Raw genomic sequence first — 12,028 nt, forward strand, 5'->3', positions numbered from 1 at the left:
GCAACTGTCACAAATTGCAATATTTGTGACAGTTGACACCGTTTATGTGCGCATTCACGTGTAAAATCATTATTTTTCTTTCTCAAATGTCACAAATATGGATATATGGGGCATTTGGGCTTCTTTCCACACCGTAACCAATAGGCAGAAACGTGAACCGTGTCTCCCTTATGCTCTGGAGTGTAAAGAAAACACGGCGGGCGTATTCTGGCCGCCGATGTTGCACTTATACTGTGGAGTGTAAGCATCCGCCTGCAGTGGAAAGCAACAACAAACTGCGCAATCAGGAAAATGTTAAGTTCATTCTATATAGACAGCTTATTCATAAATTTTTTCGATAATTTTTAGCAATTCAATACCATCCTCCACAGGTGCAGGGGACACTTCCTCATTGAGTACCGCTGATACAAAACCATCAATTTGATTTTGAAATGCGCTTTGGAAATGAAAGTTCGGATGGTCCATTTGTGGCTGGATATTCAAGATCGTATTTTCACTTTCAGTCACAATGATGAGTTCAGGTTCCAACTCTGCCCCACCTTTCGTTCCATACAGCTTTATATGCACTTCGTCTTCTTTTGCATGCAAAGAATAGGAAACATCGAACTGCATTGAGGCACCATTTTCAAACGTGACCAAGCCATTTGCCAAATCTTCTACGCTATTTTTTGAACTTTCGTAGTCGGCTGCTTTATAGAAAGATAGGTTCTTAATGTTGCTTCGATTTCCTAAACGGTGATAACTATGTCCCGCGACTGATTGCACTGCCGGTCGGTCCATCATATACCAACAAAGGTCAATGAGGTGTACACCGAGATCAATGAGTGGGCCACCGCCTGAAAGCTCACGATCGGCAAACCAGCCGCCAGGATTTCCAATTCGACGAATGTACGATGCTTTTGCGTAATATACCTCTCCTAATTCCCCGCGATCTATAAACTGCTTGAGCACTTGTGCATTGGAGCTGAAGCGCCGTACGTAACCGACTTGAAGCATCGCTTTTGATGTGCGCTCAGCTTCTTGAATTTGCTCGGCCTCCTCCACGCTCATCGCGAGTGGTTTTTCAACGAGTACGTTTACGCCAGCTTCTAACGCCTGAATTGCAAGTTGTGCATGTGTTTTGTTCCACGTACAAATACTTACCGCCTGCACGTTTGCATCATTGAACACATCGGTCGCGTCAGTGAATACGTTCTTCACAGAATATTTTTCAGCTACCCGCTCTGCCCGCTCCTCATTCACATCACACACACCGTACAGCTGAACGTTCGGATTTTGCTCATAAGCGCTTAAGTGCATCTCCGAAATTGTACCTAGCCCAATCACAACAACATGTAACATCTTAGTTTTTCACCTCTTCGAGTCCTACTTTCCAACTGTCCGCCTTGACTTCTTCCCATAGGCGAAGCGTATTCTCCATTCCGATCTTTGAGCCGATTAGACAGTCTTCCATCCCTTCAAATTCAACGACGATATGGCCATCATATCCATGCGCTTTTAAGAGGCGAATCACCTCGCGAATCGAAAGTTCTCCATGTCCAACGATCGCGCCTCGCAAATAATTGTCATTGGACGTACGGAACCACTTTCCGCTTCCCGGATTCTCATAGTAAGGACGTACATAGAAATCTTTGAAATGGACTGTTGCTGCTTGATTTAGGTTTTTACGAATACCGACGAGTGGGTCTTCATCTGCGCATAGGAAATTACCGATATCGAGTGTCGTTTTGAAATTGTCACGGTCCACAGCACGCAAAATCCGTTGAACACGGTCACTCGATTGCACATTAAACCCATGATTTTCAATGGTTGTTGTCATTCCCAATCCCTTTGCATAATCAGCAATCGCTTGGCAACCTTCCACCATCTCATCAAAATGGTCATCAAAGTAGTGAACGGTCATCTGTTCTCGTTCCAAACGAAAAGCAGTAACATCATGACGAAGAAGCGTTATGCATATGATGTGCCACGTCTACATGCTTTTTAATTCGTTCTACTTCTTCTTCAAACGCCTCTCTTGTCGGCTGGATAAAGTTCGCAGGCATACAATAACCAGACAATTCAATCTCCTCGCTTTTGCCCGCTCTTTAATCTCATCAGCAAGTGCATAGTTATCCACAACCGAATAGCCATACGGGACAAGCTCTAAGTGCGATCCACCATTCTCCTTGACCCAAGAAATGGCTTCTACAATCGTTAACCTTCCATCATTCAACGCTTCTAGTACACTGTAAGAACTCAAACCAACCTTCATTCATCATCTCTCCTTTAGTTCATTTCAATATATTGTGCTATATATTATGAAAAACAACGGGAAAACCTTTTCTGTTTCTGAATATTCATACAGAAATTATCGTAACTTTCTCAAGTTGTCTCGTCAACTGAACGCCCTTAAACAACATGCCAATCTCATCACCTATAGTTCAACACTTCATTTCCTCAACAAATTCTAAAGACGTCAATTGCACATATACATTTAGTACATAAGATGAAATGCTTCATGGTAGCTCGTCTTCACACGCATTGCCGAGCAATAGGAGGCCATGTTTGCTTTTCATAACTAGGAAGGAGACACGTTATGATCCCCACTCGTTATGAGCTGCTCGTCATTGGTGATGGGACGGAACAAAAAATACCTGAACGCTTGCACACTTTACGTAAACAAGTGCGTAAGTCTTTTAAAGTGAAAATGGCAACCGATGAACTGGAACAATTCATGAAAAGAAAACAGAAAGTGTTCTATCCAATATGGGTCGTGAAATTACAAGTTATCGCTGAACGAAAGCCTTTTTCACCAAAAATAACAGTGATTACGGCTTTCATTGATGCCATTTCTGGGCATCATCAGCTTCATACTGACGCCCCGTCATTTGAATATATTGGCGCCATCGGTGTGAAAATTCCTCCCAAATTATCGTCAGTGAAACAAATTGAGCCATACATTGCTAATATAAAAACACATTTGAATAAAAAATATATGAACAAAAAGCCCGATTATTTAATTGAAGACTCATTTTTAAGCTATATGCCGCTATGGGAATATGAAGTCAAATATCGAGGACTTACGAAAACATTTGCGCTTAACGCCACGACTGGTGAGCCAGAGCAGCATTTACTCAACGGTCGGATGACACGTTGAGTAACAAAATGGACCGCACAATGAAAATAGGTGCGGTCCTTACTCTTTAATATCCCCGTACTTCCATACTTACGTCAACGGCTTGTTTCCAAATATCATGAAACGCTTTTACGGATTGAAAACGATCTTCCTTCTGTTTACTCATCGCTCTTTTGGCAACTTTATGAATCGGACTCTCTGCTAAACTCTGATCTTTTCCGAGTAAAACAAATGCGGTCGCTCCCATGCGATACACGTTCGTCCTAGCATCCAGCTCTTCACCGATTTGGAATTCTTCCGGCGCCATAAATCGCGACGAACCCCACAGCCTATCCATTTCATTCGTGTAAGGAATTTTTTCATATAAATCAATGTCGCAAACCTTTAGTGTCTGGCTCGATTCATCATAAATCATGCTCGCATCATAAAAATCAACAGCGACAAATTGCTTTTTTTCCACATGTTCATGAAAGGTAAAAATGTTAGTTAGCATGTGTAAACGTTCATGAAGAGGGAGTGTTTCGAAAGAATATTTCCGTAGGCTAACGCCTTCAATCCAATCAAATTCCAACATATATCCGTCTCCAACTTTTTCATGATGAACGAGTCGAACAAGATTCGGATGTTTCATAAACTCATATCGAAGCTTTGCCTTTTCCAACCTTGCAGCGGCATCTTCAGGTTTTCCGTTGAATTTCAAAGGCTTTGCCCCTGCATACTTAATAAATCGCCTCACTCCGTTTCGTTCAACCCCAAAACAGAGATTCCCAGAATCCTGCTCATCCCATACCTTAAACACACGGCCATGTTTTTTAACCACCGGAAATTGTGTTCTTCTTTCAGTGCAAAACTTACACCATCAACACTTTGCTGGATCATGAACATCTCTCCTTATCATCCGTGTTCACTTTTCTTTCTTGAATGTATCACACACCTCTCATTCCTTCATGCTTCCTTCGTTGTGACTTCATCAAGGAGCTTGTCAAAGCTCGACAAGCCGTACATACTGAAGTCATAGAGGAGGTAAAACGATGAAGTACTTTGAGCTTGCTGGCACTGACTTACGAGCATCTTCCATCATTATGGGCAACATGAGAATGAATACGTTATCCACTGTTGAAGTCGAAAGACTTACTTCGACTGCCTTTGAGATGGGTATTAACGTTTTTGATCACGCTGATATTTATGGAGATGGTGAATGCGAACGACTTTTTTCTCAAGCGACTACGATGCAACGCGACGAAATCATTCTCCAGAGCAAGTGTGGTATCCGCAAAGGTAAAGGTGGCTTTTTTGATTTCTCTAAAGAACATATTGTAAGAGCGGTTGACGGCATTTTATCAAGGTTAAACACAGACTATTTGGATATCTTATTGTTACACCGCCCTGACCCCCTCGTGGAGCCTGAACAAGTGGGCGCAGCATTTGATGCGCTGGAACAAAGTGGAAGGTGCGCTATTTTGGTGTATCCAACCATAATCCTATGCAAATCGAGCTGCTACAAAAACATCTTTCACAAAAACTTGTCATTAACCAGTTGCAATTAAGCATCACACACACTCCGATGATCGACTCAGGCATGACACTCAATATGCACAATGACCAGGCAGTTAACCGCGACAGTTCAATTCTCGATTATTGCCGACTTCACGACATTACGGTGCAAGCTTGGTCCCCATTACAAACCGGCTTCTTTGATGGTGTGTTTGTCGGAGATAAGCGATTCCCAGAACTTAATAAAGTGCTCAACCGCCTGGCGGAGAAATATAGTACCTCCCCTTCAACGATTGCGTACGCTTGGATCGTTCGCCATCCCGCCAACATTCAAGTCGTAACCGGGACTCGTCAAATCGACCGCCTTCAAGAAGCGGTTAACGCCACAAACATTCACCTCACTCGCTCAGAGTGGTTTCAATGCTATCGTGCGGCGGGCAATATTGTGCCATGAAAAAACCGACCTCATCTGAGGTCGGTTTACTATTGGGTGCTCACCGTTAATAACCAGCTTCTTCATCCGTAAAGTATGCGTCTTTAAAAAGGAATTTCCCGTTAGAACGGCGATCATATCCTTCGAAATTGGAGCTAACACCGAAAAGGTTATCTTGAAAAGCGATGCTTACCATCGGTAACTCTTCTCGGAGAAACTCTTGAATCTCACGGTATTGTGCAATTCGCTCGTCTTCGTCAATTTCCTGTCGAGCCGATTCTAGCATCGCATCCAACTCATCATTAGAATAGAATGAACGGTTCCCTTCTGCACCTTGATAATCAGTATGGAAAAGTGGATAAAGGCCGTAATCTGCATCAGCCGTGACCGTCGTCCAGCCAGCCACTTGCATTTCATGATCCCCGTTCCCTGTCGATTCAAGGAATGTTGCCCACTCCATAATTTGTACATCGGCATCGATCCCAATGTCTGTGAGCTGATCTTGAACAATTTCGGCGATAAACACATAATTAGAATTGATATCACTCGTCCAAATGCTCGTTTCAAAGCCATCTTCGTATCCTGCTTCTGCTAACAACTCTGCGGCACGTTCAGGGTCATATTCTGGAGCGTCCAAGTCTTCGTGATAACCAAACACCATATCATTAATCGGGCTGTCTGCTACTGAACCATATCCTTCAAACAATCCTTCTACAATTGCTTCATGATCAATCGCAAGAGCAATCGCTTGGCGCACTCGCACATCGTCAAACGGCTCAACTTGCGTGTTGAAACCTACATAATCCATCGCTAGACTCGGATATACAGCCAGCTCTGCTTCTTCCATCTCTTCTACTTGATTGGCGTTTGCCGCTTCTAAACTTTGAGATACTTGAGCTTCACCGGTGGATAGCATTCCGACACGTGTGCCTTGCTCCGGAACCGTTCGGATTGCAACGCTGTCTAGGTGTGCATCCTCACCCCAGTAATCTTCATTTTTCGTTAGAACGACTTCATACCCTTGATCCCAGCTATCAAATGTAAACGCCCCAGTCCCAACAGGTTCGTCGCAATATTCGTATCACCATTCTCCTCATCTTCAATCGCGGCTGGGCTAATCATGCCACCTGTATCATGCGCGAGATTTGCAGGAAGCGCCCCAAATGGATACTCCGTAATAATGTGTACCGTATATTCATCCATCACTTCAACTCGATCGATCATATCTAACAAAAATAGGCGATTGGATACATCAGGGTTGATCGCTCGTTCAATGTTGGCTTTGACAGCTCGGCATTAAACGATTCACCATCATGAAACGTAACATCTTCTCTTAAAATAAATTCCCACGTCACATCATCAATTTGCTCATAACTCTCTGCAAGGTGAGGTTCAATTTCAAGATCAGACGTTTGCTCAACAAGATTCTCATAAATATTGCTGCGGACAATGGTCGATGGCCCGTCATTAGAGCCGTGTGGATCCAAATCAACCGGATCGCTGGAGATTGCCATCACAGCTTCTCCACCTTCTACCTCTTCCACCCCGTTTTCGCTTGTGGATTGATTAGACTCTTGGTCTTGCTCTTGTTCAGAGTCATCACCTGCGCACCCGACCAACACGACAGCCAGCACCGGTAAGTACATGTATGTTTTCCAATTTTTGATCATCTTTCATTCACCTCCCGAATCTCTTAACCGATCTTATTATGTACAAACTCGATAGGAATTGTCAACTTTATTGTTTTAACCAAATATGAGTCACTGCAGTTACAATATAGGTAGAGAAAATGGATTTAGGAAAATACTGTACATGTATCTATTTTTAAAAATGAGAACTTAATATTTAGGACTCTCGTATTTCAGCATATCGCTAGCTTAATCACTCACTCAAGCTCACAACACAATAACGGCTATCAAAATGATGACCGCAACACCACATATCCTCATTGATAGTTCTCTCTTCGAACAATCGTATTTCGTCATATAATCTGCAATCGTTATGATGATAAGAAAAGTACAGAGACTACCGATAATTAACGCAGGATAAAATGAACTACTACTATGACTTTCTCCAAATTCACGTGTGATTTGCACAATATATAGGATGAATAAAACAATCGATACGCATAGATGGATACGTCTAATCACTTTTCGCCAAAACGGTTCTGGCGTTTCTTTATTATCGATAATGATGACCTCCTTCAACAGTCGCTTTTCTTGATAAATTCGTTTAAAATAAATTACTTTTAACCACCTCCCCTTAGTCGTTTACGACAAACCTTGAACGCCTAAATGATAATATGTATTTACAAATTTTTCATTTAATATTTAAACAAGAATGAATATTCTATGTTATTATGTTACCCGTCAGGTTTTATTCTGGCTAACTATATTGTATAGGAGGTGTTCATCATCCGAACTGTATTGCTATCAACAGGCTAATCTTCTCTTTAGCATTTACATCCGGAGCATCCACCCCCTCAACCGATGACACGGCGGTAGATGAGAAAATCAAGTCTGACCCTGCGTATTATTCAGAAGATCCAGATTTCGAAATAACAAAAATCGAGATGTATGAAGATGGAGAGCTAGTTGAAGCAACGGGAGCAACCATACGCTATGGCGTCTTAAGTGAAGACGGCGTCGTAGAAGTACAGACATTTACCCAAGAGTAGAATACGACTGATCCCCCAAATTGTTACGATTGGGGGATCTTTGCTTAATCCGCCATTATCGTGTGATAGATATAAGAGTAACTTTATAAAACCTCCACTGAATGTGAATTTTCTACAACTTACTCTACCACCTTAGATAAAAACTACCAACAAGCAGGAAGAACGTGACGAGCTGGCGAAGTAGCGAGTAAACATTCACATAAGGAGGGTGCTATGTTTGAAATTACGTTTGTGATGTTGGATAAAGCAGAGCTTGAGCATGAAGAAAGTCGATTTGATGATGAGGAAGAAGTTCGAGATCATTACCAACAATTGATGAACGCTGCTGTTGCAGAAAATCGCCCATTTATTGCTCTTGATGATGATACGTCTCTTAATGTGCATCACGTTTCGTTTTTCTACATTAATGAAATCTAAAAAAAGACTCTGTGCAAAGTAGTTTGCACAGAGTCTTTAAAGAATAAATTATTCTCCGCCGTTTTCAACATAAGCTGCAACAGCTTCTGCATCTTCTCCTGATACAAGGCCTGGAGGCATTGAACCTGGACCTTCATCAATTGCTGCTAGGACATCATCAGCCGCAATACCCTCGATACCAGGTGTTGAGTTCATTCCTTGCATGTCATCTCCGTGACAGCTTAGGCAGCTCGCTTCATAAACAGAAGCTCCTTGTTCAAGGTCAACAGATTCGCCGTCGCCAGAATCTCCGCTATCATCGCTAGCGCTGCTTCCGCCACTATCTTCAAACGTATCTCCAACTGGCTCTTGCACATCACCCGCACCCTCGTTACAACCACCGAGAATAAACGCAAGTGCGCCCATTGTGATAAGTAGTTTCTTCATGGTGTACCCTCCTTTACCCTTACATTTGCGCATACGACACCAAGGTATGTATGTGCACACTTCTGTAATTTTATTTTATCACGTTAAACCACTAGTTTTAAAGAAAAGAAAAGGGAAACTGTAAGACTCCAGTGTAAGTGTTGATGTTCTGTAACAAAATTGTCACTTTCTAAAGCGGGATTCGTCTTTTTTCTCTTCATACATTTGAATTGCCGCTTTTCGACGTGCCTTATGGTCGATGATCGGTTCGGGATAATCAGAGCCAATCACACACTTCGCCTTCTCCTGCACATGTTCTGGCATGCGACGGGGTTCATGAATATAGTCAACCGGTACATTCTGGAGTTCTGGAACATACGTCTTAATATAGGTTCCATCAGGATCAAATCTCTCCGATTGGCGTGTTGGATTGAACACGCGAAAATAAGGGACAGCATCTGTTCCTGTTGAGGCTGCCCATTGCCAACCTCCGATATTTGATGCTGGATCATAATCGATGAGCTGATCTTGAAAATACCTCTCTCCTTGTCGCCAATCTTGGAGAAGGTCTTTCGTAAGAAAAGATGCTGTCACCATACGTAAACGATTGTGCATCCATCCTTCTTGATTTAATTGCCGCATCGCGGCGTCAACAATCGGAAAACCAGTGTTCCCTTCTTTCCATCGCTCCCATTCGTCTTCGTCATACGACCACTCCATTCCACGGAATTGTTCTTTCCATTCCTCATCTTTCCCATTTGGATGGTCATAAGAGACCATGTTATAAAAATCACGCCACGCCAGTTCTTGAATGAACGTTTCTGCTCCTTGATCCGTACCCTTTTTCTCGGCAGCTGTTTGCACCGCTTCGAATACCATTCTTGGTGATATCACTCCGGTTCGCAAATATTTGGAGAGTTGACTCGTTCCATCAATCCCTGGTCGATCTCGGTCTTCATCATAACTGACCAGTCCATCATTCAAAAAAGCAACAAGTCGTTCTCGTGCCGCCTGTTCCCCGACATGATCAGAAAAGCGTCCGGTCTTTTGTTGCATCAGTTTTCCGTATGCTTCTTGCCCGCGCTCAAAGGATGTCCGGTAATTAACAGACTTCTCCTTTAATTCGTCTACATTAATCGTGTTTAGGGCTGGTTTCGTGAGCCTTCTCCACGCCTTATAATAAGGGGTGAACACTTGATAGCGTTCCCCGTCTTTTTTTGTTACTTCCAACGCCCCGTGAAGATGATGATCAATAAACGTATATACCTCCACGCCTTTTGACTCTAATACTTTTATTGCTTCACGGTCTCGATCCTGACCGGCTCCGCTTTCGTCTCGATTAAAATACACCGCTTGCACGTTAAAATCGTCAACAAGCAGAGGAAATACTTCATCCACCGATCCGTAAAGAAAATGAACGTTGATCCCTAGCTTATCCCCTGCTTCAACAAACGATTGCAATGTTTCGTAAAAATAATCATGACGCGTGAGAAGCTACTCGTCATATTCGGGTCTATAATAAACAGTGCGAGTATTGAATCCGCTGGCTCCGTATCATCTAATACGTGAGCCAGCGCTGTATGATCGGTCCACCGAAGATCTCTTCGAAACCAGACAACATTGACGCTCATCTAACCGCCTCCTCGTTGTCGTTTTCCCAATTTTTTATAACTGGAAACCTTGTCTCTCCCTTCAATCGACAAATATTTCCCGGGGAATATTCCTAATTAAGCTGCTTCATCTTGAAATGCTTTGTCTTTATGCTCACTTCGATCAATGTACACCGCACATGCGCTGTCTCCAAGAATATTTGTCGCTGTTCTCATCATGTCGAGAATTCGATCAATGGCAGCAACAAGAGCAATGCCTTCAAGTGGTAAGCCTACGGCCGCCAATGTGATCGTCAGCATAATCAACCTGCTCCTGGTACACCCGCGGTACCTATTGCGGCGAGGGTGGCAACGAGCATTACGGTCACAATATCCAAAGCTGATAACGACTCACTATAAAATTGGGCGATGAATACGACGGCTACACCGTTGTAAAGAGCGGTGCCATCCATGTTGATCGTTGCCCCGAACGGTAATACGAAACTGGAGGTGCTTTTTGAAACGCCTACATTTTCTTGAGCATTTTTCATTGATAACGGGAGTGTTGCTGCACTACTCGCACTCGAAAATGCAAAGAGAAATGCAGGACTCATCCCCTTCAAAAATTTAATTGGTGAAATCTTGCCGAGCAATTTTACAATGGATGCGTATACGGCAAAGATGTGCAATAAACATCCAGTAGCAACTGCAACAATAACCATGATGAGCGGAAGGAGAACTTCAAGGCCATACTCTCCGACAACCGGGGCTAGAATACCGAAAACCCCAAGTGGTGCCACCATCATAATCCCTGACGTCACCTTAAACATCACTTCAGCCAACCCATCGAAAAACTTTTTCACTGGCTCTGCTTTCTCACCGACGAGCAAGATGCCTACACCGAGTGCAAGTGCAAAGAAAATAATCTGCAGCATTTCCGTTTGTGCCAAACCGGCAAATGGATTTTCGGGCACAATGTTAATGAGAATATCGACGATGCTTTCATCAAGTTCGTCGACTTCTTCTTCGGCCTCTTCTGTTGTAGGCTCTGCAATTTCAACATTTGTTCCTGGTTGATACAAGTAGCCCATCGACAATCCAATACCGACGGCTACGAATGAAGTAAGTAAAAAGAATGCGACCGTCTTCCCTCCAAGTCTTAGCATCTGTTTTCCAGAACCTAAGCTCGTCACCCCGACGATTAATGAAGCAAGTACGAGCGGTGCAATAACAAATTGAATGAGACGCAAAAACAAGTCACCTAGCGGTTCAACAATCGTCATGCTAGGACCAAAGATTACACCGAACAAAACAGCTAAACCGAAGGCGATGAAGATTTGATTCATTAATGAAATTCGTTTCATATTCCCCTCCTATTATATATGTCACCTTTCATTTCTTCATATGTATACTCTATTCCTTGTTTTTGTCTATATTTTCAGTAAAATAGGCCGATCTCACTTAGAGATCGGCCTACCCGCCCACAGTTATAACGCTATGAGAAGTGCGGTTGTAAAGAGGATAAAGAAGAGCGCAGTTACAGCAACGCCATAAAACCACTTCTGACCCTCACCGTCACTTTCAATGTCAAAGTATTGGTCTACAATTGTTTTTAATTCTTTCATCATCTCTACCACCTTCATAATCTCCTTTAGTGTCTACTTTCTTAAAGGTATGAAGTTCCTACTCTATGTATTCCGCAAAATCTAGTACAAATAACCTCTAGTCTTGTCTCGTAATCTTTGTTCTTTTTGTTGAAAAAAGGAGGAAGGTGATGATTTATACTACCTAAATAAGCTGAACTTTACATATTCCTCATTAGCGCTATTGATTGTTGCTTTCCAATGCTGGCGGATGCTTGCACTCCAAAGTATAAGGCGACATCGGTGGCCAGG

10 protein-coding genes and 4 pseudogenes are annotated in these 12,028 nt (G+C 42.8%); 3 read left to right on the top strand and 11 right to left on the bottom strand.

What is annotated here, in order from left to right; genetic code table 11:
* Positions 1–318: 318 nt before the first annotated feature.
* Positions 319–1,341: a Gfo/Idh/MocA family protein gene (locus JCM19037_RS15315; RefSeq protein ID WP_042402662.1), complete on the bottom strand. Its 1,023-nt coding sequence runs from the start codon at positions 1,339–1,341 to the stop codon at positions 319–321.
* A gap of 1 nt (position 1,342) precedes the next feature.
* A pseudogene (locus tag JCM19037_RS15320) lies at positions 1,343–2,254 on the bottom strand (sugar phosphate isomerase/epimerase family protein).
* 324 nt (positions 2,255–2,578) lie between these two features.
* On the opposite strand from JCM19037_RS15320, the gene JCM19037_RS15325 reads away from it, so the two are divergent.
* Positions 2,579–3,139 (top strand): hypothetical protein, encoded by a 561-nt coding sequence (locus JCM19037_RS15325; RefSeq protein WP_042402665.1) that lies wholly within the window; start codon positions 2,579–2,581, stop codon positions 3,137–3,139.
* Between the two features lie 46 nt (positions 3,140–3,185).
* Here JCM19037_RS15325 and JCM19037_RS15330 read toward each other — a convergent pair whose 3' ends face one another.
* On the bottom strand, positions 3,186–3,938 hold the full coding sequence (locus JCM19037_RS15330) for a protein kinase (protein ID WP_373901031.1): 753 nt from the start codon (positions 3,936–3,938) through the stop codon (positions 3,186–3,188).
* 211 nt (positions 3,939–4,149) lie between these two features.
* Between JCM19037_RS15330 and JCM19037_RS15335 the strand changes: the two are divergent.
* A pseudogene (locus JCM19037_RS15335) lies at positions 4,150–5,066 on the top strand (aldo/keto reductase family oxidoreductase).
* Between the two features lie 46 nt (positions 5,067–5,112).
* Here JCM19037_RS15335 and JCM19037_RS25175 read toward each other — a convergent pair.
* The 3 genes and pseudogenes from JCM19037_RS25175 to JCM19037_RS25185 form a co-directional block, all read right to left on the bottom strand.
* Positions 5,113–6,054 (bottom strand): annotated as a pseudogene (locus JCM19037_RS25175) (ABC transporter substrate-binding protein); the annotation flags it as partial.
* A complete protein-coding gene (locus JCM19037_RS25180; RefSeq protein WP_193744775.1) occupies positions 6,048–6,248 on the bottom strand; it encodes a hypothetical protein in 201 nt (66 codons plus the stop codon). The gene JCM19037_RS25180 and the pseudogene JCM19037_RS25175, both read right to left, overlap by 7 nt.
* Before the next feature lie 23 nt (positions 6,249–6,271).
* Positions 6,272–6,715: an ABC transporter substrate-binding protein gene (locus JCM19037_RS25185; RefSeq protein WP_052363943.1), complete on the bottom strand. Its 444-nt coding sequence runs from the start codon at positions 6,713–6,715 to the stop codon at positions 6,272–6,274.
* Between the two features lie 1,220 nt (positions 6,716–7,935).
* Here JCM19037_RS25185 and JCM19037_RS15350 point away from each other — a divergent pair.
* Complete coding sequence (locus tag JCM19037_RS15350; RefSeq protein ID WP_042402671.1) at positions 7,936–8,139, top strand: hypothetical protein; 204 nt, start codon at positions 7,936–7,938, stop codon at positions 8,137–8,139.
* Between the two features lie 48 nt (positions 8,140–8,187).
* Here JCM19037_RS15350 and JCM19037_RS15355 read toward each other — a convergent pair whose 3' ends face one another.
* The 5 genes and pseudogenes from JCM19037_RS15355 to JCM19037_RS25875 all read right to left on the bottom strand — a co-directional run bounded on the left by JCM19037_RS15355 (position 8,188) and on the right by JCM19037_RS25875 (position 11,761).
* Positions 8,188–8,565 carry a cytochrome c gene (locus JCM19037_RS15355; protein ID WP_052363944.1) on the bottom strand — a complete coding sequence of 126 codons (378 nt, stop codon included), beginning with the start codon at positions 8,563–8,565 and terminating at the stop codon, positions 8,188–8,190.
* Positions 8,566–8,727: 162 nt separating this feature from the next.
* Entirely contained in the window at positions 8,728–10,005 is a 1,278-nt protein-coding gene (locus JCM19037_RS15360) for a deoxyribodipyrimidine photo-lyase (protein WP_238544745.1), read from the bottom strand.
* Positions 9,972–10,175, bottom strand: coding sequence for a deoxyribodipyrimidine photo-lyase (locus JCM19037_RS27475; RefSeq protein ID WP_238544746.1), 204 nt, complete (start codon positions 10,173–10,175; stop codon positions 9,972–9,974). The genes JCM19037_RS15360 and JCM19037_RS27475 overlap by 34 nt, the downstream gene beginning before the upstream one ends.
* Before the next feature lie 96 nt (positions 10,176–10,271).
* Positions 10,272–11,497: pseudogene (locus tag JCM19037_RS15365) on the bottom strand (dicarboxylate/amino acid:cation symporter).
* A gap of 123 nt (positions 11,498–11,620) precedes the next feature.
* Positions 11,621–11,761 carry a hypothetical protein gene (locus tag JCM19037_RS25875; protein WP_193744776.1) on the bottom strand — a complete coding sequence of 47 codons (141 nt, stop codon included), beginning with the start codon at positions 11,759–11,761 and terminating at the stop codon, positions 11,621–11,623.
* Between the last annotated feature and the right edge of the window lie 267 nt (positions 11,762–12,028).

It is taken from the genome of Geomicrobium sp. JCM 19037, from assembly GCF_000698105.1.
Lineage (GTDB): Bacteria > Bacillota > Bacilli > Bacillales > Marinococcaceae > Geomicrobium_A.

Excerpts from the sequence above, each read along its gene's own strand:
- JCM19037_RS15315 (WP_042402662.1), bottom strand. The coding sequence starts at position 1,341 with ATGTTACATGTTGTTGTGATTGGGCTAGGTACAATTTCGGAGATGCAC.
- JCM19037_RS15325 (WP_042402665.1), top strand. The coding sequence starts at position 2,579 with ATGATCCCCACTCGTTATGAGCTGCTCGTCATTGGTGATGGGACGGAA.
- JCM19037_RS25180 (WP_193744775.1), bottom strand. The coding sequence starts at position 6,248 with ATGGATGAATATACGGTACACATTATTACGGAGTATCCATTTGGGGCG.
- JCM19037_RS25185 (WP_052363943.1), bottom strand. The coding sequence starts at position 6,715 with ATGATCAAAAATTGGAAAACATACATGTACTTACCGGTGCTGGCTGTC.
- JCM19037_RS15350 (WP_042402671.1), top strand. The coding sequence starts at position 7,936 with ATGTTTGAAATTACGTTTGTGATGTTGGATAAAGCAGAGCTTGAGCAT.
- JCM19037_RS15355 (WP_052363944.1), bottom strand. The coding sequence starts at position 8,565 with ATGAAGAAACTACTTATCACAATGGGCGCACTTGCGTTTATTCTCGGT.
- JCM19037_RS27475 (WP_238544746.1), bottom strand. The coding sequence starts at position 10,175 with ATGAGCGTCAATGTTGTCTGGTTTCGAAGAGATCTTCGGTGGACCGAT.
- JCM19037_RS25875 (WP_193744776.1), bottom strand. The coding sequence starts at position 11,761 with ATGATGAAAGAATTAAAAACAATTGTAGACCAATACTTTGACATTGAA.